We start from the raw sequence: 26,511 nt of genomic DNA on the forward strand, positions 1-26,511 counted from the left end.
GACGTGTCGTTCAGTGCAAGCGCAAGTCCCAGTAGTCTGTTACCGAGGAAAGCTATGAATGCAATGATTCTGCGTCTGATCGCGCGCCGCCTGCTGCAGGCGGTGCTGACGCTGCTGCTGGTCTCGGCCGGCGTGTTCTTCATCACCAACCTGCTGCCGGGCGACGCCGCCCAGACCGCCCTGGGCCAGGCCGCCACGCCCGAGACGGTGGCCGCGCTGCGCCTGCAGTACGGGCTGGACCTGCCGGCGCCGCTGCGCTACGCCCACTGGCTGGGCAACCTGCTCTCGGGCAATCCCGGCATGTCGCTGGTCAACAATGTGCCGGTGGCGCAGATGATAGGCGGACGCTTGCCGGCCTCGCTCATGCTGGCCGCCGTCACGGCCCTGGTGTCGGTGCCGCTGGCGCTGTTCCTGGGCATCTTCTCGGCCATGTACCGTGGCTCCTTCTTTGACCGCGCCGTCAACGTCAGTGCAGTGTCGATGGTGTCGGTGCCGGAATTCCTGGTGGCGACGGTGGCCGTGATGATCTTCGCGGTCAAGCTGCGCTGGCTGTCGGCGCTGTCGCATGCGGGTGACGCCGCTACCCTGGGCGCCTTCATCAAGGCCTATGCCATGCCGGTGCTGACCCTGTGCTGCGTGATCGTGGCCCAGATGACGCGCATGACGCGCGCAGCCGTGATCGATCAATTGCGTTCGTCGTATGCCGAAATGGCGCTGTTGAAGGGTGTCAAGCGCACCCGCATCGTGCTGCGCCATGCATTGCCCAACGCCATCGGCCCGATTGCCAATGCAGTGGCGCTGAGCCTGTCCTACCTGCTGGGCGGCGTCATCATCGTCGAGAGCATCTTCAACTATCCCGGCATCGCCACCCTGATGATCGATGCCGTCACCACCCGTGATATGCCGCTGGTGCAAGCCTGTTCCATGATCTTCTGCGCCGGCTATCTGCTGCTGGTGCTCACCGCCGATGTGCTGGCCATTGTTTCCAATCCAAGGTTGAAGACCCGATGAAAGCCCTCCACGATTCCACCGGCAGCCCGGCGGGTACTCCCGCAAGCCCAGCCAGCGCACCGGCCAGGCGCGTGCGCCGCCATTCGACCATGGCCTGGATAGGCATGGTCATCGTCGGCTTCTGGATCCTCATGGCCATCCTCGGCCCCAGCATCTCGCCCTATGACGCCACGGCCATCGTCGACACCGACGTGTTCTCCGGCATGAGCCACAAATTCCTGCTGGGCAGCGACTACCTGGGCCGCGACATGTTGAGCCGCATCCTCTTCGGCACCCGCGCCACCATCGGCCTGGCGCTGGCCGCCACCGTCCTGGCCAGCGCCACGGGCACGGCCATCGCGCTCTTCGCGGCCTTCTCGGGCGGCTGGCGCGACGCCGTCATCAGCCGCGCACTGGACGCCCTGATCTCCATTCCCAGCAAGATGTTCGCGCTGATGATGGTGGCCACCTTCGGTTCGTCCATGCTGCTGCTGGTGCTCACCGCGGCCATCACCTACATGCCCGGCGCCTACCGCATTGCGCGCTCGCTGGCGGTCAACGTGCAGGCCATGGAATACGTGCAGGCCGCACGCGCTCGCGGCGAGGGCGTGTGGTACATCATGACGGTGGAAATGCTGCCCAACATGATCCGCCCGGTGCTGGCCGATTTCGGCCTGCGCTTCGTCTACGTGGTACTGCTGCTGTCGGGCCTGAGTTTCCTCTCGCTGGGCGTGCAGCCGCCGGACGCCGACTGGGGTTCGCTGGTGCGGGAAAACATTTCCGGCCTGGGTGAGGGCGCGCTGGCGGTGATCATGCCGGCCCTGGCCATTGCCTCGCTGACCATCGGCGTGAACCTCTTGATCGACAACCTGCGCAGCAAGCGCGCTGCCAAGGAGTAAGCCTGTGAAGCAATTCGATATCTTCCTCGGCAAGGAAAGCGGCGCCGGTGGTGCAGGCGGCGGTGCGGCATTGCGGCCACTGGTGGAGGTGCAGGGGCTGCGCGTGAATGCCCGCAAGGACGACGGCAGCCAGGTCGAGATCGTCAAGAACGTCAACTTCACCGTCGCGCGCGGCGAGGTGCTGGCCCTGATCGGCGAATCCGGTTCCGGCAAGACCACCATTGCGCTCTCGCTGCTGGGCTATGCACGCGCCGGCTGCCACATCGCTGGCGGCCAGGTGCGCATTGGCGAGCGCCAGATCGACCAGATGGATGAAAAGGCGCTCCTGGCCATGCGCGGTCACCATGTGGCCTATATCGCCCAGAGCGCGGCAGCGGCCTTCAACCCGGCGCGCACGCTGATGGACCAGGTCATCGAGAGCGCCCTGCAGCACGGCGTGATGGACAAGGCCAGCGCCATGCGCAAGGCCGTCGAGCTGTTCCGCGCGCTGGCGCTGCCCAATCCCGAGAAGATTGGTGAGCGTTATCCGCACCAGGTCTCCGGCGGCCAGTTGCAGCGCGTGATGGCGGCCATGGCCCTGGTGACCGGTCCGGAACTGGTGATCCTGGACGAACCCACCACGGCCCTGGACGTGACCACCCAGATCGAAGTGCTGCGCGCCTTCAAGAACGTGGTCAAGGAACTCGGCACCACCGCCGTCTATGTCTCGCACGACCTGGCGGTGGTGGCGCAGATGGCCGACCGCATCATCGTGCTGCGCGATGGCGCGGTGCGCGAAACCGGTTCGACCAGCCAGGTATTGCACGCGCCCGCCGACAGCTATACCCAATGCCTGCTGGCCGCCGCTTCGCCGGCTGCACGTGTGGTGCAACTGCGCGAGATCCTGCCCGAGACCATGCCAGCCGAAGCCCGCGCACCGCTGCTGCGCATCAGCGGCCTGGTGGCCGGCTATGGCGCGCCGGACCGGCTGGGCCTGCCGGGCGTGCGTATCCTGGACGACATCAATCTCACCATCCAGCGCGGCAGCACCGTGGGCATCATCGGCGAATCCGGTTCCGGCAAGACCACGCTGGCGCGCGCCGTGGCCGGCATGATCGCGCCGGCGCGCGGCAGCATCCAGCTCGATGGCGAAACTCTCTCGCCCACGCTCGAAGGCCGCACCCGCGAACAGTTCCGACGCGTGCAGATCGTGTTCCAGAACGCCGATACGGCGCTCAATCCGTCCCACAGCATTGGCCGCATCCTGAACCGTCCGCTGTCCTTCTATCACGGCTTGAAGGGCGATGCCATGCGCCGCCGCACGGCTGAATTGCTGGACCTGGTCCAGCTGCCCGCCAGCGTGATCGACCGCCTGCCAGCCGAACTCTCGGGCGGCCAGAAGCAGCGCGTGAACCTGGCCCGCGCACTGGCGGCCAAGCCCGACCTGATCCTGTGCGACGAGGTGACCTCGGCCCTGGATACGGTGGTGGCCGCCGCTATCCTGGAGTTGCTGGCTGAACTGCGGCGCGAGCTGCAGGTGTCCTACATGTTCATCAGCCACGATATCAGCACGGTGCGCGCCATCTGCGATGACATCGTGGTGCTCTATGCCGGCCGCATGGTGGCCAACCGCCCGCGCGAAGCGATGATGGCGCCGCCCTATCACCCGTATTCGCATCTGCTGCTGTCGTCGGTGCCGGCCATGCAGCAGGGCTGGCTGGAGCAGGTGGCCGGGGCGGGGCAGCACAAGCTGCCGCCCATCGGTGCGATCGATCCCTCGCCGGACATCTGCGCCTTCCTGCCGCGTTGCGCGCAGCGCATCGATGGCGTGTGCAACGTGGTGCCGCCGCGCCGCCGCAACATGGAACATGGCGGCGAGATCCTCTGCCATCGCTCGGATGCCGATCTGCAGCAGTCGCAGACGCCGCTGGTGCCGGTGGAGGGTGTGACGATCTGAATACGGTGCTGCAGGGTGACGGCAGCCGAAGCAGGAACGAAGCTGGAATGGAGCATTAAGCCGGATTTAATGTCGGATTCCATGAGTATTAACCACAGCGTCGGACGCGGGGCTTAGCATCGTCAGGCATGGCGTGCTGGCCGCCAGCGGCCGGACCACGAAGAAAAGATCCGGGCAGGACGGGACCAGGAAGATCGCACTGACTCCGTCGTCCTCCCACCCCAAGGAAACAGGAGAAAAAATGACTGCAGCGTTGGTGTTGTACCGTGCCTCTGGCGACCCCGTATCCACCGCATTCCGTCCCGGCGCGCTGGGTGAGTCCGATCCCTTTGCAGCCTTGCGCGAGATCGCCTGGCAAGGCATCGGCGGCATGAGTGCAGGCCGCCTGCGCTTCGAGGGCGCCCTCGAGATCGCCCGCTTCCCGCACCAGGAAACCCTGGTCGTGGTGCAAGGCGAACTGCTTGTTGAAACCGAAGGCGCAGCGCCCCTGGTGCTCAAGCCCGACAGTGGCGTGGTGATCGCCACGGGCGCGGCGGTGCGCATCTCCGCCACGCAGCCGACCCTGGCAGTGTTCTGCGCCGCCGACTGCCCGCAGCCGGTGCAGCCGGGTGTGTTCCCGCTGGTGGCCGAGGCCGACTTCAAGCCCTCGCTCAATGCGCTGCCCAAGGAAATCCTGCTGGGCGATGCGCCCCAGTGCCGCAGTGACAACGTCGTCGATGAAAGCTCCATCGGCTGCAAGATCGGCACCTGGGATTCCACCCCTTACCACCGCATCGTGCGCGCCCATCCGGTCAACGAGTTCATGCACATCCTCGATGGCGGCGTGCGCTTTGCCCAGACCGATGGCAGCGTGGTCACGGTGGAAAAGGGCGATGCCCTGTTTGTGCCCAAGGGCGAGGCGGTCGGCTGGGAGAGCAGTGAGCGGGTGGCCAAGTTCTACGTGGTGCAGACCGTGCCGGCCGAAGGAGGCAAGTAAGATGTCGCCTCCGCTCGTCCAGGTCCAGAGTCCTACCATTCCTCCGACGTCGGCCGATGTGGTCGTCATCGGCGGCGGCATCATCGGCATCTTCACCGCCTACTTCCTGGCCAAGCGCGGCATCTCGGTGGCCGTGGTGGAGAAGGGCCGCATCGGCGCCGAACAATCCAGCCGCAACTGGGGCTGGTGCCGCCAGCAGAACCGCGATGCGCGTGAACTGCCGATGGCCACCAAGAGCATCGACCTGTGGGAACAGTTCTCCGCCGAGACCGGCGAAGACACCGGCTTCAACCGCTGCGGCCTGCTCTATCTGTCCAACGACGAGGAAGAGATCGCCCGCTGGGCCGCCTGGGGCGACTTCGCCAAGACCGCCGGGGTGACCACCTACATGCTCGACGCCAAAGAGGCCGCCGAACGCGGCCACGCCACCGCGCGCGCCTGGAAGGGCGGCGTCTTCTCGCCCACCGACGGCACCGCCGATCCGGTCAAGGCCGCCCCCGCCGTGGCGCGCGCGGTCATGAAGCTGGGCGGCCACGTGATCCAGCAATGCGCCGCACGCGGCATCGAAACCGAAGGCGGCCGTGTCTCGGGCGTCATCACCGAAGCCGGCGTCATCAAGACCAAGGTTGCCGTGATGGCCGGCGGCGCCTGGGCCTCGTCCTTCTGTCATCAACTGGGCATCCGCTTCCCGCAGGCCTCGGTGCGGCAATCCATCATGAGCGTGGCGCCCATGGAAGCGCCCTTGCCGGGCGCGCTGTACACCTCCGGTGTGGCCGTTACGCGCCGCAGCGACGGTTCCTATGCACTGGCCATCAGTGGCCGCGCCCGGGTCGATCCGACCATGCAGTTCCTGCGCTTTTCGCCGCAGTTCCTGCCGATGTTCGCCAAGCGCTGGCGCAGCCTGTCGCCGGGCGGGCTGGAAGCCTGGCGCAGCGGCCACGAGACGCTGTCGCGCTGGCGCATGGATGCGCCCACGCCGATGGAACGCATGCGCATCCTGGACGCCTCGGCCGATCCGGCATCGATACGCGCCACCCATCGCCGTGCGGTCGAGCTGCTGCCGCAGCTGGCGCAGGCCAAGGTCACGCATACGTGGGCCGGTTATGTGGACAGCACGCCCGATGGCGTACCGGGCATCGGTGAGCTGCCGCAGACGCCGGGCCTGATCCTGGCCGCCGGTTTCTCCGGTCACGGCTTCGGCATCGGGCCGGGGGCCGGTCACCTGATCGCCGACCTGGCCAGCGGCGCTGCGCCCATCGTCGATCCACGGCCTTATCACCCGAATCGCTTCAACGATTCGTCCTGGGGCAAGGTGGCCGATTTCTGAAGCGGGTCAACGCCGCCAGGGGATAGGCTGGAAGGCCCGCTTGGCGGCCTCGAGGAAGACGCGCTGGCGCAGTGTCAGGCCCTGGCGGCCAGGCAGCAGGGCCATGATGGGCGCGGGATCGAGCTGCCAGCCGGGCAGCACGCGCTTGAGGCCGCCATCGGCCAGCAGGTAGGCGCAATCCCATTCGGAGCGCGCCACGAAGCCTTCGCCATCCAGCGCCCAGTCGCGCGTGATGGTGCCGTCGTTGGAGGAGAGCGCGCCGTTGAGCTTGACGGTCAGCGCCTTGCCAGTGCGGCGGCCGGCGCTGTCGACGGGTGTGAAGCGCAGGCGGCTGAGGTCGTCGTCATTCTCGCGCAGGCTCAGGTAGGGATAGTCGGCCAGGTCGGAAGGGTGGCGGGCGCGGTTCATGCGCCGCGCCAGTGCCGGACTGGCGCACAGGAAACGCTCATTGGGCGCGAGGAAGTGACCGACCCAGGACGAACCCCTGACGCGTCCGATGGAAATGATGGCGTCAGCTCCGCTGGCGGCGGCCAGTGGACTCTCGGCCAGCAGCAGCGAGATCGTCAGGCGCGGATGGTTGCGGTGCAGGTCGCGCAGCAGCGGGGCGACGTAGCGGCGGCCGAAGCCGAAGGGCGCCACCACCCGCAGCGAACCGCTGACATTGGCCAGGCTGGCGTGCTCGCCGCGGTCCGATTCGCGCGAGACGCTGGCGGTGATGGCCTCGATGCGTTCGAGGATGTCGGTGGCTTCCTGGACCAGGCGCTGGCCCTCATCGGTGAGCGCGAAACCGCGCGCAGCACGATTGGCCAGGCGCACGCCGATGCGCTCTTCGATGCGCTGCAGGCGCACCGTCACGGCCGGCGGCGTCAGGTCGAGCAGGCGGGCCGCGCCGGCCAGCGAGGCGGACGAACCCAGTGCGCGTAGCAGTTGCATGTCATCGAGTTGCAGCATTAAAGACCTCTTAATGGTGGATTGAACGAACATTAAACATCGCTGACGCTATCTTGGCTACAGTTCATCTGCGGAATTGCGTCAGCTATCCTGGCCGACCTTCCTTGCTCCTCAGTGCTCTCATCATGAATTCCGACTCTCACAACCCTGAAGCCACGGCAATGCCCCTGACCCTCAACCCCGCCGGCCTGGCCACGCCGGGCGGCCACTACAGTCACGTCGCCATCGGCAACGGCATGGTCTTCATCTCGGGCCAGCTGCCCATCGATGCGGAGGGACGCAAGCTCACCGATGCCGCTTTCGACGTGCAGGCCCGGCAAGTGCTGGCCAATGTCGAGGCTGCGCTGGCCGGCGCTGGCAGCGAGATCGACAAGCTCTTGCAGGTGCGCGTGTACCTGGCCGATGTGGCGTACTGGCCGGCCTTCAACGACCTCTATGCCCGCTGGGCTGGCAATGCCCGCCCGGCGCGCGCGGTGGTGCCGGTGCCGGCGCTGCACTTCGGCCTGCTGGTCGAGGTCGAGGCCACGGCACTGCTGTGACACTTCGCGGCACGCGAGACACCCTACGACACCAGGACACTCAAGGACACCCCGACATGACCAGTTCCCCTCTGACGCATTTGATGCGCAACGCCCGCCTGGATCACTTCTACATCGATGGCCGGTGGCAGCGTCCGCAAGGCGACGGACGCGCCGCCGTGGTCTCGCCCGCCACGGAGGAAGGTGTCTGCGAGATTGCACTGGGCAATGCCGCCGATGTGGATCAGGCGGTGCAGGCGGCGCGCCGGGCGTTTCCGGCCTGGGCTGCGACCTCGCCGCTGGAACGCGCCGCGCTGTTGGGCCGTGTGCATGCGCTGCTGGTGGAGCGCAGCGAACTGTTCGCCCAGGCGCTGACGCTGGAGATGGGCGCACCCATCAGCTACGCGCGCACGGCCCACGTGCCACTGGCCGCCGAACACCTGCGGGTGGCGCGCGACAATCTGGCCGACTACCCCTTCATCCGTCCGCGCGGCACCACCGCCATCGTGCGCGAACCGATCGGCGTGTGCGCGCTCATCACGCCCTGGAACTGGCCCATCTACCAGATCACCGCCAAGGTCGGCCCGGCGCTGGCGGCCGGTTGCACCGTGGTGTTGAAGCCGAGCGAGCTCTCGCCGCTGTCGGCGCTGCTCTTTGCCGAGATCGTCCATGAGGCCGGCATTCCTGCCGGGGTCTTCAATCTGGTCAATGGCAGTGGCGCTGAAGTGGGGGCAGCCATGTCCTCGCACCCGCAGGTGGACATGATTTCCATCACCGGTTCCACCCGCGCCGGCGTGCTGGTGACACAGGCGGCCGCCGTCACCGTCAAGCGCGTGGCGCAGGAGCTGGGCGGCAAGTCGCCCAACCTGGTGCTGCCCGATGCCGATCTCGAACGCGCCATCCCGCCCGGGGTGGCGGCAGCCTTGCGCAACATGGGCCAGTCCTGCAGCGCGCCCACGCGCCTGATCGTGCCGCGTGCGGCGCTGGATCGCGTGCATGAACTGGCGCTGGCGGCGCTGGCGCAGATGAAGGTGGGGGACCCGAACGATGCGGCCACCACCCACGGCCCGCTGGCCAATCGTGCGCAATTCCTGCGGGTGCAGCAGATGATCGAGGCGGGGATGCAGGACGGCGCGCGCCTGCTGGCCGGCGGTCCCGGACGTCCGGACGGCCTGGCGCAGGGCTACTATGCGCGGCCCACGATCTTCTCCGAGGTGCACACCGACATGGTGATCGCCCAGGAAGAGATCTTCGGACCGGTGCTGGCCATCCTGCCCTATGACACGGTGGAAGAAGCCATTGCCATCGCCAACGACACCGTCTATGGCCTGGGCGCGCACGTGCAGGGCAGCGACAAGGACCAGGTGCGAGCGGTAGCGGCGCGCATCCAGTCCGGCCAGGTCCACCTGAACTATCCGGCCTGGGACCCGCAAGCCCCCTTCGGCGGCTACAAGCAATCCGGCAACGGACGCGAGTATGGCGTGGAAGGGATGGAAGAATACCTGGAAGTCAAAGCTATCCTGGGCTATTACGCCTGACTGCGCACAGCGCTGGCAAATCATCATCATCCGCATCATGGAACACACTGGACATCCGAACGATACCCTGCACCAGCACCGCGCCCACTGGGCCGGCCTGCGCCGCGACCTGCATGCGCATCCCGAGTTGCGCTTCGAAGAACATCGGACGGCCGACGTGGTGGTGCGGGAACTGCAATCCCTGGGCTACACCGTCACACGCGGTCTGGGCGGCACCGGCGTGGTGGCCAGCCTGGCGGGCGCCGACCCGCAACGCGGCATCGTGCTGCGCGCCGACCTGGATGCCTTGCCCATCGTCGAGGCCAACGATTTCGCCCATGCCTCCTGCACGCACGGCGTCATGCACGCCTGCGGTCATGACGGCCACACCGTCATGCTGCTGGGCGCGGCGCGCCTGCTCAAGCAGGGGCCGATGCTGCCGGGCAGCGTCCATTTCGTGTTCCAGCCGGGTGAAGAGGGTGGGGCGGGGGCGCGCAAGATGATCGACGAGGGGCTCTTCGAACAGTTTCCCACCGAAGCCGTGTTCGGCATGCACAACTGGCCGGGCTTGCCGGCCGGGCAGTTCGGCTTGCGCACCGGCCCCATCATGGCGGCGGGTTCGCGCCTGAAGATCAGCATCACCGGCAAGGGCGCCCACGCGGCCCAGCCGCACCTGGGGCTGGACCCGATCCCGCTGGCCTGTTCCATGGTCCTGCAGTGCCAGACCATTGCCGCGCGCCACAAGGACCCGGTCGATCCGGCGGTCATTTCGGTTTGCATGTTCCATGCGGGCGATACCGACAACGTCATTCCGGACCGCGCCGAATTGCGCGGCACCATCCGCACGCTGTCGTCCACCTTGCAGCAACAGCTGCAGGAGGACATCCGCCGCATGTGCCATGCGCTGGCCGAAGCCTATGGGGCCAAGGTCGAAGTGGAATTCTTCCAGTACTATCCGGCCACCATCAACACGCCGGCCGAGACCGACTTCTGCGAACGCGTGATTCGCCATACCTTCGGCGATGAACGCATCCGCACCGGCATCCCGGCCAACATGACCTCCGAGGATTTCGGTTTCATGCTGGAGGAGCGGCCCGGCACCTATGTCCTGATCGGCAATGCGCCGCAGGACCGCGCCTCGCACTCGCTGCACCACCCGCACTACGACTTCAACGACGACATCATCGAAGAAGGCGTACGTTACTGGGTGGCGCTGGCGCAGTCCTGGTTTGGCAGCGGGCTCAAGGGCGGGACGCTTACCAGCCGTTGAAACGCGGCCAGATTGCCACGCTGCCGTCCGCGCCGATGGCCTGATATTCTTGGTACTGCGCACCGGTGGCACAGGCGTGATTGGGCAGGATGCGCAGGCGCGTGCCGATGGACAGGTGCTCTGCGATCTGCGCGTCGGGCGTTCCCTGGCGCGAGAGGATGCCGTGTTCCTGGTTGGCGCCGCTCATGAGGTAGCCCTCCAGCACCTTGCCGTCTTCCGTGCAGACCTGGCCATAGCCGAAGTCGTGCTTGCGTCCCTGCGTGCCACGGTCGCGGCTCATGGCCATCCAGCCTGCATCGACAATGGCCCAGCCTTTCTCGGGCTGATGGCCGATCACGGTGGTCAGTACGCTCAGGGCGATCTCGTCCATGGTATTGACGCCCACGTTGTGCATCACCAGGTCGAACATGGCATAGACACCGGCGCGCACTTCGGTCACGCCCTGCAGGTGTTCGGCGCGCAGGGCGGTCGGGGTGGAGCCGATGCTGACCACGTCGCAGGGCAGACCGGATTCGCGCAGGCGTTCGGCGGCGCGCACGCAACCGGCGCGTTCCTGTTCGGCCACGGCGATGAGGGCGGCGTCGTTGTCGTAGTCATAGCTGGAGCCAGCATGGGCGATCACGCCGCCGATGCGCATGCCGCCCGCGTGGAGTACGTTGCCGACGGCCAGCAGGGTGGCGTCTTCGGGGGCGATGCCGGAGCGGTGGCCATCCACATCGATTTCAATCCAGACCTCGAAGCATTCCTCTTGCGCCTGGCCGAAGGCCACGATGGCTTGGGCGCAGACCACGCTGTCGGCCACGATCTTGAGCTCGCAGCCCTGGCGGCGCAGCGCCAGCGCCTGGGCCAGTTTGGTGGGGGCCATGCCGACGGCGTAGACGATGTCGGTGATGCCGGCGGCAAAGAACTGTTCGGCTTCCTTCAGGGTGGAGACCGTGATGCCGCTGGCGCCGGCCTGCAATTGTGCCTGCACCACCTCATTGCATTTGGTGGTCTTGACGTGCGGACGAAAACGCACGCCCAGCACATCCATGCGCTGCTGCATGCGGGCGATGTTGCGTTCCATGCGGGCGACGTCGATCAGGGCGGCGGGGGTGGGCAGTGACGCCAGGTTCATGGTGGACTCCTGAAGATTGCGCGGTAGGGAGCAATGACTATAGGAGATCGGCGTCAAGAGGTGCTTAATGCTGGATGAATCCAGCATTAAGCGTGGTTTAACACTGCGAATGCTTGGGCAAGTTCAATCCAGCTTGAACTTGCCTACCACCGCCGCCAGGTTGCTGGCCTGGCCCTTGAGCGAATCCGCTGCTGCGGCGGCCTGTTCCACCAGGGCGGCGTTCTGCTGGGTGGTCTCGTCCATCTGGGTGATGGCCAGGTTGACTTCGTTGATGCCGCCGCTCTGTTCCTGGGTGGCGGCGCTGATTTCGGCGACTACATCGGTGACGCGCCGCACGCTGGCCACCACTTCGGTCATGGTGCTGCCGGCGCGCTCCACCAGGGCGCTACCGGCGCTGACCTTCTGCACCGAATCGTCGATGAGTTCCTTGATTTCCTTGGCTGCGCCGGCCGAGCGCTGGGCCAGCGAGCGCACTTCGGACGCCACCACGGCAAAGCCGCGTCCCTGCTCACCCGCGCGGGCCGCTTCCACGGCGGCGTTCAGGGCCAGGATATTGGTCTGGAAGGCGATGCCGTCGATCACGCTGATGATGTCGGCGATGCGGCGCGAACTCTCGGTGATGCCTTCCATGGTCTGCACCACCTGGCCCACGACCTCGCCGCCCTGGCTGGCAATCTCCGAGGCGGTGGCGGCCAGCTGGTTGGCCTGGCGGGCGTTGTCGGCGTTCTGGGTCACGGTGGAGGTCAGTTCTTCCATGGCCGAGGCGGTTTCTTCGAGCGAACCGGCCTGTTGTTCCGTGCGGTTGGACAGGTCCAGGTTGCCGCGCGCGATCTCGTGCGAGGCGGTGCTGATGGTCTCGGTGCCCTGGCGCACTTCGCTGACGATGTCGCGCAGGCTTTCGTTCATGGCGCGCAGGGCTTCCATGAGGGCGCCGGTTTCGTCGCGCCCGGCTGGGCGGATGCGCAGCGTCAGGTCGCCGCGCGCCACGCGCTGGGCGATCTGCACGGCCTCCTTGAGCGGACGCGAGACATTGGTGGCCACCAGGAAGGCCAGCAGCGAAGCAATCAGCACCGTGGCCGCCAGCAGGCCGACGATCCAGCGCTGCGCCCCGCGAAACACGGTCGAGGCCTCTTCATCGGCCTGGGCGCTGCCGCTGGTGTTGATCTTGACGATCGCATCGAGGTTGCCGACCATGCTGCGATAGAGCTTGGCCGATTCGCCGTTGAAGAGGGCGCGGGTCTCATCGTATTGCTGGTTGGCCGCCATCTCGGCCAGTTGCTCGTCGACCTTGGCGTAGGCCGTCAGGTTCTTGAGGAATTGCGCGTACTGTTCCTTTTCCTGCGGCTCCGACATGCGCTGTTCGAAGATGGCGCGCTGCCGGGTCAGGGCATCGAGCCGGTCCTTGATCGCCTTGTTGGCGGCGGCGCGCTCCTGGGGCGTGACGGCGGTGACCAGTTCCAGTTCGTTCAGGCGCAGCGGCGGCAGCGAGCCTTGCAGCTCGCGGGCTGCGTCCATGGTCGGCATCCACTTGCTGACAATCTCGCCGGAGGCCTTGTTGACCTGCTTGAGTTCCTTGATGGCGAACAGGCCCTGCAACAGGGTCAGCGCGATCACCACGGCAAAGGACAAGGCCAGTTTCTTGGCGATGTTGAGGTTGTAGAACCAGATCATGTCATCCTCGCATTCGATTTATCGTTGTCGGTATCGGTCCAGCCGACGTCATCGAAGCGGGGCCGCCCGGTTGGCGTCCGGGCGTGTACAGGGAGCATCCGGCCGGGGTGGCGGCGGGGCGCGATGGCGCAATCAGAGTGCCGGTGATGTCATGCTGTCATGCCGTCACGAAGCGTCGGCCTGCCTGCCCATCCTGTCTCTGTGTGATTTGCGGCGGGCCTCCCACTGCCCCTGGCGCTTGCTTGTCGATGGTCGCATGGCTGGATCGGGCTTGATATTAACCAGCGGCAAGCATTCCATCCAATGAAATTAATCGACCAGGCAATGCGGGATTTGATATCAATGCAGCGCCGCACGGCCTGCACCGGCGGCCTGCGGGGTGAGGTCAGAAGCGCGGTTTGACGGTCTTCCAGTCCGGTTGGTACTTGCGCATCTGGCCCACGTCATCACGCTGGCGGATGCCGCACTCGAGGTAGAGCTGATGCAGTTTGCGCAACTGGTCCTGGTCCACTTCCACGCCCAGGCCGGGGGCGTCGGTGATCTGCACGCAGCCATTGCGGATGGGCAGCTTGCCGCCCTGGATGACTTCCTCGTCCGGCTCTTGCCAGGGATAGTGGGTATCGCAGGCATAGGACAGGTTCTCCACCGCTGCGGCCATATGCGACATCGCCATCAGGCTGATGCCCAGGTGTGAGTTGGAATGCATGGACACGCCCAGGCCGAACACATCGCACATCTTCGCCAGTTGCTGGGTATCGCGCAGGCCGCCCCAGTAGTGGTGGTCGGCCAGCACGATCTGGACACTGTTCAAGGCCACGCTGCGGCGCAGTTCATCGAAATCGGTGACCACCATGTTGGTGGCCAGCGGCAAGCCGGTGCGGCGATGCAGTTCGGCCATGCCTTCCAGGCCCGGAGTCGGGTCTTCGTAATATTGCAGATCATCGCCCAGCAGCTCGGCCATGCGGATGGCAGTCTCCAGCGACCAGTTGCCGTTAGGGTCGATGCGCAGCGGGGCGTCGGGGAAGGCTTTCTTGAGCGCCTTGATGCAGGCCACCTCGTGTTCGGGCGCGAGCGCGCCGGCCTTGAGCTTGATGCTCTGGAAACCGTTTTCCTCGATCATCTTGCGCGCCTGCGCCACGATCTGCTCTTCGCTCAGCGCCTCGCCCCAGGCATCGGGTGCATAGGGACTGTCGATGTGCTGGGCGTACTTGAAGAAGAGATAGGCGCTGAAGGGAATCTCCTTGCGCACCGCCCCGCCCAGCAGATCCACCAGCGGCACGTTGAGGTAGCGCGCCTGGGCGTCCAGGCAGGCCACCTCGAAGGCCGAATAGGCATTGGAGACGGCCTTGCTGGCATGCGAGCCCGGGGCCAGTTCCGCACCGGCGTTGCTGGCCGGCGCCATGGCGGCCACTACGCCGCGCACGATGGCGCGCAGGCCGTTGAGGTTGAACGGGTCCAGGCCGACCAGTCGTTCCTTCACCAGATCGAGGATCTTCAGCGCCGGCGCATCGCCATAGCTTTCGCCCAGGCCGATGTAGCCGTTATCGGTTTCGAGCTCGATGATGGAGCGCAGCGCATAGGGTTCATGGATGCCGCTGGCGTTGAGCAGGGGGCCATCCTTGAAGGCGATGGGGGTGACGGTGACGCGGGTGATTTTCATGGTGGACTCTCTTGAAGATGTGGCCGAAGCGCGGGGCCGGGTTCAGCGGGGACGGCGCGCGGCGCCCGGTCCCGAACGGGCCAGGAACACGACCCCGGCGGCCACCAGCGAGGTGATGGCCAATCCCATCAGCCCGCCCTGGATGGAGCCGGTGCGCTGTTCCAGGAAGCCGAAGGCCGTCGGCGCGACAAAGCCGCCGAGGTTGCCGATGGAATTGATCAGGGCGATGACGCCGGCGGCGATGCGTGCATCCAGATAGCCTTGGGGCAGCGGCCAGAACAGCGAGGAAGCCGCCTTGAAGCCGACCGCCGCAAAGCAGATCGAGACAAAGGCATAGACCGAATTGCCGAAGGTGGAGGCGAACATGCCGAGGGCCGCGATCACCAGCGCCGTGGCGGCCCAGGCCTGCTGGTGCTTGAAGCGGGCCGCCAGGGCGGCGAAGGCGTACATGGCCACAATCGAGATCAGCCAGGGAATGGAATTGAACAGCCCCACCTGGAGATCGCTGAAGCTGCCCATCTTGCGGATGATGCTGGGCAGCCAGAAGGTGGCGCCATAGATGGTCAGGGAAATGGAGAAGTAGATGAAACAGAAGATCAGGATCTGCGGGTCGCGCAGCAGTTGCAGCGGCGAGACCTGCGCGGGCTGGTGCTTCATGCGCTCGGCCTGCTCGTCCACGATGGCGCTGGTGATGGCGGCGCGTTCCTGCGCGGTGAGCCACTTGGCGTCAGCGGGCATCGAATCCAGCCAGAACCAGACGAAGCCGCACAGCAGCACCGAGGCCATGCCTTCGATGATGAACATCCATTGCCAGCCATGCAGCCCGCCGCCGTCGATCTGCAACAGCCCCCCTGAGATCGGCCCGCTGAGGATGGACGCCAGCGCCGAGCCGGACAGGAAGATCGCCATGGCGCGCCCGCGTTCGCTGGCCGGCAGCCATTGCGTGAAGTAGTAGATCACGCCGGGGAAGAAACCGGCCTCGGCCGCTCCCAGCAGGAAGCGCAGCACATAGAAGGTGGTCTCGCTGTTGACGAAGGCCATGGCCGTGGCCGCCAGGCCCCAGGTCGCCATGATGCGGGTGAGCCAGGCCTTGGCGCCGAAGCGTTGCAGCAGCAGGTTGGAGGGCACCTCGAAGAGGGCGTAACCGACGAAGAACAGCCCCGCACCCAGGCCATAGGCGGCCGTGCCGATGCCCACGTCGGTGGCCAGGTGGCTGCGCACGAAGCCGATGTTGACGCGGTCGATGTAGTTGACGATGAACATGATCACGAACAGCGGCAAGACACGCTGCTTGATCTTGGCCACCGCCTGTTGCAGGACGGTGGGCGCGGCCGCGCCGGTGGCGCTGGCTGCTTGCTGGGGTGTTTCCACGCAGGTCTCCTCGATGGACAGGGCGCAGCTGGCATGGCCTCTGAGGGCGAGATGTCATCGTACAACTGCGCGATGTGAAGCATTAAAACACTAATATATTAGTGCGTCAATCGTGAGAGGGCGGTTTATCATCGCGGGTCGGGAGGGACGTGCTCGTGGTTGGCGGGCGTTCTCCCGGCTTTCCAGGAAGGACGCAAGGACATCAGCATGACCAGCACCAGCACCAGCATCGCCCCCATCGTCATCACCCCGCCGCCGCTGGACCGTTCGCGCCATGCCGCGCCGCAGGTCTTCGAGCATCTGCGCGAGCTGATCATCGGCATGCGCCTGGCCCCGGCCACGGTCCTGCAGCGCGCCGAGCTGGCCGCGCAATACGGCCTGAGCCAGACGCCGATCCGGGATGCGCTCATCAAGCTGGGCGAGGAAGGGCTGGTGGACATCTTTCCCCAGCATGCGACGGTGGTCAGCGCGGTTAATGTGACGCTGGCGCGGCAGGCGCATTTCCTGCGCCGTTCCATCGAGCTGGAGGTCGTCCACACGCTGGCGGCGCAGGCCGACGCCGCGCTGGTGAACCGCCTGCGCGACAGTATCGAGGTCCAGCGGGTGCTGGCCGGGCGGGAAAACTACGCCGAGTTCGTGCTGGCCGACCAGGCCTTCCACCGCCAGATGTACGAAGCGGCGCAGGTACCGGAGCTATGGTCCATGGTGCGGCGGCAAAGCGGCCACCTCGACCGCCTGCGCAACCTGCATGTGCCCATCCCCGGCAAGACCGCACGGGTGTTGCGCGACCACGCCGCCATCGTGGACGCCATCGCGGCCGGCGACCCGGCCGCCGCCCAGGCCGCGCTGCGCGAGCATCTGTCGGGGACGCTGGCGCAGCTGGAGGAGATCCGCCAGCGCTTTCCGCATTATGTGAAGGATTAGCCAGGCCCCATCCTTCTACTGGCCCACGAAAAACGCCCCGCGTCTCACGACAGCGGGGCGTTGTTCATGCAGCTACCGCGACGGCGGCTGCAGATCAGCTCAGAGCGAGCTCAGGCCTTGGACTTGCCGTCCTGCGCCTTGGCCGCCGCCAGGGCGGTCATGTTGATGACGCGACGCACCGTGCTCGAGGGCGTCAGCACATGCACCGGAGCGGCCGCGCCCAGCAGGATGGGGCCGATGGTGGTGCCTTGGCCGCTGCTGGTCTTCAACACGTTGAAGAGGATGTTGGCGGCATCCAGGTTGGGGCAGACCAGCACGTTGGCCGCACCCGTCAGGCCGCTGTCGGCCAGGCCGGCGTTGTTGCGGATCTTTTCCGACAGGGCGGCGTCGCCATGCAGTTCGCCGGCGGATTCGACCTCCGGGGCCAGCTTCTTGAAGGCCTCATGGGCGGCGGCCATCTTGCGGGCCGACGGACGCGAGGAGCTGCCACGGTTGGAGTGCGACAGGAAAGCCACCTTCGGCGGCACGCCGAAACGCGCCACTTCTTCGGCGGCGGCCTGGGCGATGCGGGCCAGTTGCTCGGCGTCCGGAGTGTCGTTGACGTAGGTGTCGGTGATGAAGAGGGTCTGGTCCGGCAGCAGCACGGCGTTCAGGGCCGCGAATTCCTGCGCGCCTTGCTTCAGGCCGATCACCTTTTCCACATGCGCCAGATGGCCGTCGTAGTTGCCATCCAGGCCGCACAGCATGGCGTCGGCGTCACCGGCCTTGACCATCAGCGCGGCCAAGAGGCTGCCGCTGGCGCGCACGTCGGCTTCGCTGCCATCCTTGTACTGGGCGGCGTACTGCGCCACGCGGGCGTCGCTGGCCGGGTCGATCACTTGCACGTTCTGACCGATCTTGATGCGCAGGCCGGCCTTCTTGATGCCGGCTTCGATGGCCGCAGGGGCGCCCACCAGGATAGGCGCGGCCAGGCCTTCGTCAGCCACGAACTGCACGGCGCGCAGCACGCGCTCGTCCTGGCCGTCGGCGTAGACCACGCGTTGCGGCGCGACCTTGGCGGTGTTGAAGACGGGCTGCATGAACATGCCGGTCTGGTAGATGAAGCGGGTCAGCTCGGCGCGGTAGGCGTCGTAGTCCTTGATGGGACGGGTGGCCACGCCGGACTCGGCGGCGGCCTTGGCCACGGCCGGGGCGATCTTGAGGATCAGGCGCGAATCGAACGGGGTCGGGATCAGGTAGTCGGCGCCGAACACCAGTTCCTTGCCGGGATAGGCGGCGCTGACTTCGGCGCTGGTCTCGGCCTTGGCCAGGTCGGCGATCTCGCGCACGCAGGCCAGCTTCATGGCTTCGGTGATCTTGGTGGCGCCGCAGTCCAGCGCGCCACGGAAGATGTAGGGGAAGCACAGGACGTTGTTGACCTGGTTCGGGTAGTCCGAACGGCCGGTGGCGATGATGCAGTCCGGGCGCACCGACTTGGCCAGCTCGGGGCGGATTTCCGGTTCCGGGTTGGCCAGGGCCAGGATGATGGGCTTGTCGGCCATGGTCTTGACCATCTCGGCGCTCAGCACGCCCGGCGCGGAGCAGCCCAGGAAGACGTCAGCGCCATTGACCACGTCGGCCAGGGTGCGCGCCTCGGTCTTGATGGCGTAGCGCTGCTTGGAAGCGTCCAGGCCACCGGGGCGGCCTTCATAGATGACACCCTTGCTGTCGACCATGTAGACGTTCTCGCGCTTCACACCCAGGCCGATCATCACTTCCACGCAGGCAATCGCTGCCGCACCGGCGCCGGAGACGGCGATCTTGACCTTGCCGATGTCCTTGCCGACCAGTTCCAGGCCGTTCAACAGCGCTGCCGAGGAGATGATGGCGGTGCCGTGCTGGTCATCGTGGAAGACCGGGATGTTCATGCGCGCCGACAGCTTCTGCTCGATGTAGAAGCATTCCGGGGCCTTGATGTCTTCCAGGTTGATGCCGCCCAGGGTCGGCTCCAGCGAGGCGATGATCTCGACCAGCTTGTCGGGGTCGTTCTCGGCCAGTTCGATGTCGAATACGTCCACGCCGGCAAATTTCTTGAACAGGCAGCCTTTGCCTTCCATCACCGGCTTGGAAGCCAGCGGACCGATGTTGCCCAGGCCCAGCACGGCGGTACCGTTACTGATGACGGCCACCAGGTTGCCGCGCGAGGTGTAGTCGAAGGCCTTCAGCGGGTCGGCTTCGATGTCCAGGCAGGGATAGGCCACGCCCGGCGAATAGGCCAGCGACAGGTCGCGCTGGTTCGACAGCGGCTTGGTGGGACGGACTTCGATCTTGCCGCGCGACGGCGTGCGATGGTATTCGCGTGCGGCGTCACGCAAGAGTTGCTCGGCTGCAGAGATTTGTTGGGTCATGGTCTTGATGAGGAGTAAAAACGGGTGTGGTGATAGGAGGGCGCCCGTACTCCGGGCAAGGCCCGCCTTCACCGTTCTGGTTTCCTGGTGTGAATGCGGCGGATCGGCCGGGAAGATGCTTTGACTTCCGGCCATCCGGATCGTGGGGAGGAAACCGCTAACGGCTTCCTGCGCCTGCTCCCGCTCGTTCCGGGGCTTGTGGCGGCGGGAACGGCGACGGGGAGGGGGATATTACCTAAAATTTGGCGCTTCGGGTTTTTTGCTAGCACTTGCCTTGACTTTGCTCTGGTTTCTGCTGGCTGTTACAAGCTGTTTCCATCTCGTCGATTGTTGACACAAATCTTCGATATCAAGGCGCGCATAATGATATTGACGACGATACCTGTCATCCACTACCACCCCAGATGTCGTTGTGTCTACATTCCTCGTTTTCATCTCAGTAGGGAGTCCGTCATCATGAGTCCGCAAGAAACCCAGGCACTGCAGGATTTTCTTCAACAACTGACCGAGGTCCGGGGCATCAGCAAGGATCCCCAGGCCGATGCGATGATCGCCGCGGCGGTGGCGCGCCAGCCCGACGCGGCCTATCTGCTGGTGCAGCGAGCGCTGCTGGTGGAGCAGGCATTGAATGCCGCCAAGGCGCAGGTGGCGGCGTTGCAAAGCCAGGTACAGGCGCTGCAGGCCGGCGGTGCGCGCGAGCCGGGCTTCCTCGATGGCAATGCCTGGGGGCGCGCGGCGACGGCGTCGCGTCCGCAAGCCTATGGTTCGGCCGCACCGGCAGCACCGGCCTACGCCGCGCCTGCCGCGCCCGCCTACCAGGCCGCACCCGCGCCAGCAGCAGCGCCTTCGTCCTCATCGGGCTTCTTTGGCGGCGGCATGGGCAGCATGCTCGGCACGGTGGCCGCTACGGCGGCAGGTGTGGCGGGCGGCGCCTTCCTGTACCAGGGCATCGAGCACCTGTTCAACGGCAATGGCGGCTCCGGCTTTGCGCACCAGAACGGACTGAGCACGCCGGTGGAAAATATCGAGAACACCACCGTCAACAACTACTACGGCAGCGATGCCGACCGGTCCTCCGACCAGGCCAGCAGCGATGGCAACGACTTCGGTTCCAGCAACGACCTGGCCGACCTGGGCAATGTCGACCTGGACGATAGCGGCGGCTACGACGATTCGCTGGTCTGAGCGGCCGGGCGCTGTTGCGCTTGCGCCGCCCCTTCCATCAACTTCACCAGCTGATGCAGGGTCTGCGTGGTGGGGACGGCCAGGCCCAGGCGCTCTGCCTCGCGGACCACGGCGCCGTTGATGAAGTCGATCTCGGTCCTGCGTCCGGCCTCGATGTCTTGCAGCATCGAGGGTTTGTGATGCAGGTGGGTGCGGAAGGCGTGTTCGATGGCGTCTTCGACCTGCACCAGGCGCGCGTCAATGCCCGCTGCCTGCGCCACTGCCACGGTCTCGGCGGCAATGCGCAGGGCCAGCTCCCGGCCTGGGGCGCTGGCCCCGGCGGCGCCCACGGTCAGGCCGGTGACGGCGCAGATCGCGTTCAGCGCGGCATTGAAGGCCAGCTTTTCCCAGATGGCCTGCTGCACCAGTGGATCGGCGCTGCAGGGCAGGCCGGCTGCATTGAAATCAGCCGCGACCTGGGTCAATTGCGCGCTGGGCTGCCCCGACAGCGTCCAGATCCTGACCTGTCCTTCTCCATGACTGTGGACCACGCCCGGCGCCCTGAGGTCGGCCGGCAGATTGGTCATGCCCACGATGATGCGTTCACGCGGGATCACCTCGGCAATCAGGTCGGCATTGCCCAGCCCGTTCTGCACCGACAGCGCCCAGGTATGGGGACCTGCCAGGTGGGCCACGCTGGCGATGGCGGCCTGGGTATGGAAGCCCTTGGTGAAGAGGATGATCAAATCGAAGGTATCGCGGAAGCTGTCGGCCCGGCCCACTGGCACCCTGACCGTGTGGGCGCCGTCTTCATCGGTGAGCGACAGGCCATGGCTGCTGATCGCCTCGATGCTGGCCGGGGCCACCTCGATCAAACTCACGTCCTGTCCGGCCAGCGCCAGGCGCGCTGCGAACAATCCCCCCATGGCGCCTGCGCCGACGATGGCTATCTTCATGCGTGTGATTCCTTCTTCAATGTTTCAGCCGCCCCCGCATTCACGCGGGGGATATGTTTGCGCACCACCAGCAGCGCCACGAACACCATCAGCATGGCCCCGGCCAGCATGGCCAGGTAGCCCGCTGCGCCGCCCTGGGTGATCACCAGCGCGCCGGCAAAGGCGCTCAGGATCGCGCCCAGCCGGCCAAAGGCCAGTGCTGCGGCGGTGCCGGTGGCGCGCACCTGGGTGGGATAGATGTAGGCGCACAGTGCATACATGGTGCTCTGTACGGCGTTGACGAACAGGCCGTGCAGGCCGATGCCCACCACCAGCAGCGTGGTCTGGCTGGCCACATCGAGGCTGCGCAGGAACAGCGCGCTGGCCGTGGCCGCCAGGCAGCACAGCAGCATGGGCAGGCGCGAACCGAAGCGGGTGATGAACAAGGCGCACAGCAGCGCGCCAAAGACGCCGCCGAAGTTGTAGGCCGTCAGCCCGGCGCCGGCTACCGAGGGGCTTAGCCCTTCGCCCGCCAGCATCGTGGGCAGCCAGCTGAAGGCGCTATAGACCGCCAGCAGGTTCATGAAGAAGGCCACCCACAGCGCCATGGTGTCGCGTGCCTGGCCACTGGCGAAGAGCGCGCCGAATCCTGCGCGGGTCTCGACGGCTTGCTCGCGGGCGTCGGCAAAGCCGGTGTCGGCGCTGACCGGTCGCGACATGCGTTGCAGGAGGCGGCGCAATTCATCCCAGCGGTGCGGATGGCGCGCCAGGTAACGCGGCGACTCCGGAATGACAAACCACAGCAGCACCGAAAACGCCACCGGCAGCAGGCCGCCGATCAGGAACAGGCCGCGCCAGCCATAGTGCGGCAGCACCGCATTGGCGAACAGCCCGGCCAGCATGCCACCCAGCGGTACGCAGACAATGGTGGCGGTAACGGCCAGGGTGCGGCGTCGCGCCGGGCTGAATTCGGCGGTCATTGTGGTCGAGCTGGGCAGTGCGCCGCCAATGCCCAGGCCGGCGCAGAAGCGCAGGATGGCGATGGTGGTCACGTCCGGAGAAAACGCGATCAGGCTGGTGGCCACGCCGAAGACGAAGACACTGCCGATGATGGCCATGCGGCGCCCGAAGCGGTCGGCAAAGAGGCCCGCAAAGGCGCTGCCGATGCCCATGCCGACCAGGCCGGCGGCCACGGCGGGGGCGAAGGCGCTGCGGGTGATGCCCCATTCCTTGATCAGGCTGGGGATGGCGAAGCCGATCAGCTGTCCATCAAAGCCATCCATGACGATGGACAGCGCCGCCAGGCACACCACCAGTTTCTGGAATCCGGAGAAGACGCCGTCATCGAGCATGCGCCCGATGTCGACGGTCTGCTTGCCATGTGCGCCCAGGTTGCTCATGTGCGCTCCTCGGCGGCGCGCAGGGCGGCGGCGATGTGCTTGTGCAAGAGCAGGGCGGGTGCGAGCTGGGGCGGCAATGGCCAGGGCGTATTGCGCATGGAGGTCTCCTCGGTGGTATCACGCCGGTCCGATCGTGGGCGGCCGGCGTTGGTGATTGTTGTGGTGGTGGAACAGCAGGCCCGGCTGGCGCAGCGTGACACTGGCCTGGCCGGGGCAGGGCAGGACTCAGAACGGATAGTGGCGCGGCGTGGTCTGCACCGTCACCCAGCGCAGTTCGGTGAATTCGGCAATGCCGGCCTTGCCGCCGAAATGGCCGAAGCCGCTGGACTTGACGCCGCCGAACGGCATTTGGGCCTCGTCGTGGACGGTGGGTCCATTGATGTGGCAGATGCCCGATTCGATGCGGCGCGACAGCGCCAGGGCGCGCGCCACGTCACGGCTGAACAGGGCCGAGGACAGGCCGTATTCGTTGTCGTTGGCGCAGGCGATGGCGGCTTCGTCGCCTGCCACGCGCACGATGGGCTTGACCGGGCCGAAGGATTCCTCGCGGTAGATCAGCATGTTGGCGCTGACGTGATCCAGCAGCGTGGCCGGCATCAGCGTGTCGCTGGCCTTGCCGCCGCAGACCAGGGTGGCGCCCTTGGCCAGAGCGTCGTCGATCAACGCATTGCAGCGCTCGACGGTGGCCATGTCCACCACCGAACCCAGCACCACCGGTCCCTGGCGCGGATCGCCCAGCGGCAGGCTGGCCGCCTTGGCGGCCAGCCTGCGCACGAACTCGTCGGCCACGCTGTCATCGACGATGATGCGCTCGGTGGACATGCAGATCTGTCCCGAGTTGGCGAAGGCGCCGAAGGCGGCGGCCTCCACGGCGGCATCGAGGTCGGCGTCGTGCAGCACGACAAAGGGCGCCTTGCCGCCCAGCTCCAGCACGGCGGGCTTGAGGTGGCGGGCGCATTGCGCAGCAATGATGCGGCCCACGCGGGTGGAACCAGTGAAGTTGACGCGCCGCACGGCGGGTTCAGCGATGATGGCTTCGACGATGGCGGCGGCGTCTTCCGGGGCATTGGTCACGAAGTTGACCACGCCCGGCGGCAGGCCGGCCTCCTGGAGGGCGGCAATGATCAGGCCATGGGTGGCCGGGCAGATCTCGGAACCCTTGAACACCACCGTGTTGCCACAGGCCAGCGGCAGGGCGATGGCGCGCACGCCCAGGATCACAGGGGCGTTCCAGGGCGCGATGCCCAGCACCACGCCGGCCGGCTGGCGCACCGCCATGGCCAGGTTGCCGGGTACGTCCGAGGGAATCACTTCACCGGCGATCTGGGTGGTCATGGCGGCGGCTTCGCGCAGCCCGTCGGCGGCCAGCTTGACGTTGAAGCCAGCCCAGTGATGCGACGCCCCGGTCTCGGCCGCCATGGCCTGGACGAAGTCGTCGGCGCGGGCCTGCAGCGCATCGGCGGCGCGTGTCAGCAGGGCGCGGCGCTGGCCCGGCCCCATCGCGGCCCAGGCCGGGAAGGCGGCGGCTGCGGCGGCGACCGCTGCGCGGGCGTCGGCCACGGTGGCCGCCGGCGCGCGCGCAGCCACGCTATGGTCCAGCGGATTGCGCCGCTCGAAATACGCAGCGCCGGTGGCGCCGCAGCGTTCGCCGTTGATCAGCATATCGATCTCATTCATGGGTCTGCTCCTCGGGTTTCTCTTGTCTGTCTGGATTCAGGGGGACGATGTCGGGCCGGATGGCGAACCTGGGGTTCAACGCACCACGATTTCCACCAGCCGCGTTTCATTGGAACACAAGGCCTCGCGCAGCGCCGGCGCCAATGCGGCGGCCTGGCTCACGCGCACGCCGTGACAGCCCATGCTGTGCGCCAGCGCCACGAAATCCAGGCCGGGAAGGTCCGTTCCATGCACCGGATCCTCGGGGCCGAAACCGAACACCGGCGCGAAATCCTGCAAGGCGGCGTAGCGTCCATTGTTGAGGATGACGAAGGTGACCGGCAGTCCCAGCTGGACGGCGCTGTAGATGGCCTGCGGGGAATACATCGCCGAACCATCGCCGATGAGCCCGATGACCCGGCTGTGCGGACGCGCCAGCGCGACGCCAACGGCAGCCGGCATGCCATATCCGAGGCCGCCGCTGGCCATGGTGTAGAAGCTGCCGGGGCGAGTGAAGGGCAGATGGGCCTGCATCACGGGACGCGAGCCGGGCGCTTCCTCGACGACGATGTCGCCGGCCTCGCGCACGTCGGCCAGGGTTTGCAGGGCATAGGCCATGGATAGCGGAGCGCTTGCCTCCACCCGCGCACACGCAGGCCGCGCCGGCGGTTGCGCACGTTGCGTGGGCGGTTGCCGCCTGATCTGCGCCAGCAGGTCGTCCAGGCCGAGCTGGATGTTGCCGACGATGGCCTGGCCGGTCGGTGTCCAGGAGGCCGTGACCGGATCGTCGATCAGCTGGAACAGGGCCGCGCCTGGCGGCACGTGCGGGCCACTGCCTTCGACGTGATAGGTGAAGGCCGGGGCTCCCAGCGCGAAGAGCAGGTCGTGGCCTTGCAGGGCCTGCACGATCTTCTCGCGCATGGCCGGCAGGAAGCCGGCGAACAGCGGATGGTCTTCCGGGAAACTGCAGCGCGAGGACATCGGCGCCACGAACACCCGCGCCCGCAGCGTTTCGGCCAGCGCGATCGCGGCGTCCCAGGCGCCGGCCCGGTCCAGCTCCGCACCTACCACGATGGCTGGGCGCTGACTCTGTTCCAGCGCCGCCGCCAGCGTGGCGATGGCGGCAGGTTCCGGACGGCAGCGGCTGGTCACCTGGGTGGGCGGCACCAGCTCGGCCGGCTGGTCCCAGTCATCCACAGGGATGGAGACGAACACCGGCCCGCGTGGTTCCTGCATGGCCATGTGATAGGCCCGCGCCAGCGCCAAGGGCACATCGGCTGCGCGTGCCGGTTCGATGCTCCACTTGAGGTAGGGCTTGGCCAGCTCGGTGGCCTGCGTGGCGCCCAGGAAGGGGTCGAAGGGGAGAATGGAGCGCGCTTGCTGGCCGGCCGTGATGATGAGCGGCGTGCGATTGCGAAAGGCGGTGAAGATGTTGCCCATGGCATTGCCGACCCCGGCGGCCGAGTGCAGGTTGACCAGGGCGGCGTTGCCGCTGGCCTGGGCGAAGCCGTCGGCCATGCCGACCACGACGGCTTCCTGCAAGCCCAGCACGTAGCGGAAATCCTCCGGAAAGTCACGGAACATCGGCAACTCGGTGGAACCGGGATTGGCAAAGACAGAGGTCATGCCGAGACGGCGCATGAGATCCAGCACCGCATGACGGACGGTGATCGGGTGGGAAAACTTCTGCTGCATCGCTGATCCTGTGAAGAGACCTGCACCAGTGCGGGCCGGGTGGATGATGGAGGGCAGTATGAAACGCTGGCTCCAGGTTGAAAATTGCCGGATGTGATCAAAGTCATTACATCTGGTAATGTGTTGAACCCGTCCTTTCATCCTCCC

20 protein-coding genes are annotated in these 26,511 nt (G+C 66.5%); 10 read left to right on the top strand and 10 right to left on the bottom strand.

Going from position 1 to position 26,511, the window contains the following annotated elements; genetic code table 11:
- The first annotated feature begins 54 nt into the window (after positions 1–54).
- The 5 genes from BGK68_RS11770 (at position 55) to BGK68_RS11790 (ending at position 6,128) form a co-directional block, all read left to right on the top strand.
- Positions 55–1,011, top strand: coding sequence for an ABC transporter permease (locus tag BGK68_RS11770; protein WP_075257254.1), 957 nt, complete (start codon positions 55–57; stop codon positions 1,009–1,011).
- Positions 1,008–1,889, top strand: a complete 882-nt coding sequence (locus tag BGK68_RS11775; protein ID WP_075257255.1) for an ABC transporter permease — start codon at positions 1,008–1,010, stop codon at positions 1,887–1,889. The genes BGK68_RS11770 and BGK68_RS11775 overlap by 4 nt, the downstream gene beginning before the upstream one ends.
- A gap of 4 nt (positions 1,890–1,893) precedes the next feature.
- On the top strand, positions 1,894–3,825 hold the full coding sequence (locus tag BGK68_RS11780) for an ABC transporter ATP-binding protein (RefSeq protein ID WP_083657786.1): 1,932 nt from the start codon (positions 1,894–1,896) through the stop codon (positions 3,823–3,825).
- Positions 3,826–4,066: 241 nt separating this feature from the next.
- Positions 4,067–4,801, top strand: a complete 735-nt coding sequence (locus tag BGK68_RS11785; protein ID WP_075257256.1) for a cupin domain-containing protein — start codon at positions 4,067–4,069, stop codon at positions 4,799–4,801.
- 1 nt (position 4,802) lies between these two features.
- Complete coding sequence (locus BGK68_RS11790; RefSeq protein WP_075257257.1) at positions 4,803–6,128, top strand: NAD(P)/FAD-dependent oxidoreductase; 1,326 nt, start codon at positions 4,803–4,805, stop codon at positions 6,126–6,128.
- A 6-nt stretch (positions 6,129–6,134) separates the two neighbouring features.
- Here BGK68_RS11790 and BGK68_RS11795 read toward each other — a convergent pair whose 3' ends face one another.
- On the bottom strand, positions 6,135–7,079 hold the full coding sequence (locus tag BGK68_RS11795) for a LysR family transcriptional regulator (RefSeq protein WP_075257258.1): 945 nt from the start codon (positions 7,077–7,079) through the stop codon (positions 6,135–6,137).
- Positions 7,080–7,240: 161 nt separating this feature from the next.
- Here BGK68_RS11795 and BGK68_RS11800 point away from each other — a divergent pair, with 161 nt between their 5' ends.
- Genes BGK68_RS11800 through BGK68_RS11810 form a run of 3 tightly spaced genes read left to right on the top strand, consistent with a single transcriptional unit; the run spans position 7,241 to position 10,384 of the window.
- Positions 7,241–7,618, top strand: a complete 378-nt coding sequence (locus BGK68_RS11800) for a RidA family protein (RefSeq protein ID WP_324617605.1) — start codon at positions 7,241–7,243, stop codon at positions 7,616–7,618.
- Between the two features lie 56 nt (positions 7,619–7,674).
- Entirely contained in the window at positions 7,675–9,135 is a 1,461-nt protein-coding gene (locus BGK68_RS11805; RefSeq protein ID WP_075257260.1) for an aldehyde dehydrogenase family protein, read from the top strand.
- A 37-nt stretch (positions 9,136–9,172) separates the two neighbouring features.
- Positions 9,173–10,384, top strand: coding sequence for a M20 aminoacylase family protein (locus BGK68_RS11810; RefSeq protein WP_075257261.1), 1,212 nt, complete (start codon positions 9,173–9,175; stop codon positions 10,382–10,384).
- On the opposite strand, the gene BGK68_RS11815 is transcribed toward BGK68_RS11810, so the two are convergent.
- The 4 genes from BGK68_RS11815 to BGK68_RS11830 all read right to left on the bottom strand — a co-directional run bounded on the left by BGK68_RS11815 (position 10,371) and on the right by BGK68_RS11830 (position 16,203).
- Positions 10,371–11,501: a DSD1 family PLP-dependent enzyme gene (locus BGK68_RS11815; RefSeq protein WP_075257262.1), complete on the bottom strand. Its 1,131-nt coding sequence runs from the start codon at positions 11,499–11,501 to the stop codon at positions 10,371–10,373. The genes BGK68_RS11810 and BGK68_RS11815 overlap by 14 nt on opposite strands.
- Positions 11,502–11,624: 123 nt before the next feature.
- Positions 11,625–13,172 (bottom strand): methyl-accepting chemotaxis protein, encoded by a 1,548-nt coding sequence (locus tag BGK68_RS11820; protein WP_075257263.1) that lies wholly within the window; start codon positions 13,170–13,172, stop codon positions 11,625–11,627.
- Between the two features lie 385 nt (positions 13,173–13,557).
- Entirely contained in the window at positions 13,558–14,832 is a 1,275-nt protein-coding gene (locus BGK68_RS11825) for a glucarate dehydratase family protein (RefSeq protein WP_075257264.1), read from the bottom strand.
- Between the two features lie 42 nt (positions 14,833–14,874).
- A complete protein-coding gene (locus BGK68_RS11830) occupies positions 14,875–16,203 on the bottom strand; it encodes an MFS transporter (RefSeq protein ID WP_075257265.1) in 1,329 nt (442 codons plus the stop codon).
- Positions 16,204–16,410: 207 nt separating this feature from the next.
- Between BGK68_RS11830 and BGK68_RS11835 the strand changes: the two genes are divergently transcribed.
- Positions 16,411–17,127 carry a GntR family transcriptional regulator gene (locus tag BGK68_RS11835; protein ID WP_075257266.1) on the top strand — a complete coding sequence of 239 codons (717 nt, stop codon included), beginning with the start codon at positions 16,411–16,413 and terminating at the stop codon, positions 17,125–17,127.
- 110 nt (positions 17,128–17,237) lie between these two features.
- Here BGK68_RS11835 and BGK68_RS11840 read toward each other — a convergent pair whose 3' ends face one another.
- A complete protein-coding gene (locus BGK68_RS11840; protein ID WP_075257267.1) occupies positions 17,238–19,514 on the bottom strand; it encodes an NADP-dependent malic enzyme in 2,277 nt (758 codons plus the stop codon).
- Between the two features lie 456 nt (positions 19,515–19,970).
- Between BGK68_RS11840 and BGK68_RS11845 the strand changes: the two genes are divergently transcribed.
- Positions 19,971–20,699, top strand: coding sequence for a DUF2076 domain-containing protein (locus tag BGK68_RS11845; RefSeq protein ID WP_075257268.1), 729 nt, complete (start codon positions 19,971–19,973; stop codon positions 20,697–20,699).
- On the opposite strand, the gene BGK68_RS11850 is transcribed toward BGK68_RS11845, so the two are convergent.
- The 4 genes from BGK68_RS11850 to mdlC form a co-directional block, all read right to left on the bottom strand.
- Positions 20,678–21,634: a ketopantoate reductase family protein gene (locus BGK68_RS11850; protein ID WP_075257269.1), complete on the bottom strand. Its 957-nt coding sequence runs from the start codon at positions 21,632–21,634 to the stop codon at positions 20,678–20,680. The two genes, BGK68_RS11845 and BGK68_RS11850, sit on opposite strands and share 22 nt — an antisense overlap.
- Positions 21,631–23,013 carry an MFS transporter gene (locus BGK68_RS11855; protein ID WP_075257270.1) on the bottom strand — a complete coding sequence of 461 codons (1,383 nt, stop codon included), beginning with the start codon at positions 23,011–23,013 and terminating at the stop codon, positions 21,631–21,633. The genes BGK68_RS11850 and BGK68_RS11855 overlap by 4 nt, the downstream gene beginning before the upstream one ends.
- Before the next feature lie 225 nt (positions 23,014–23,238).
- Positions 23,239–24,690, bottom strand: coding sequence for an aldehyde dehydrogenase (locus BGK68_RS11860; RefSeq protein WP_075257271.1), 1,452 nt, complete (start codon positions 24,688–24,690; stop codon positions 23,239–23,241).
- Between the two features lie 75 nt (positions 24,691–24,765).
- Positions 24,766–26,364, bottom strand: coding sequence for a benzoylformate decarboxylase (mdlC, locus tag BGK68_RS11865; RefSeq protein WP_075257272.1), 1,599 nt, complete (start codon positions 26,362–26,364; stop codon positions 24,766–24,768).
- Positions 26,365–26,511 lie beyond the last annotated feature (147 nt).

The sequence above is a fragment of the Herbaspirillum camelliae genome (assembly GCF_001929405.1).
In the GTDB taxonomy this organism is placed as follows: domain Bacteria; phylum Pseudomonadota; class Gammaproteobacteria; order Burkholderiales; family Burkholderiaceae_D; genus Herbaspirillum; species Herbaspirillum seropedicae.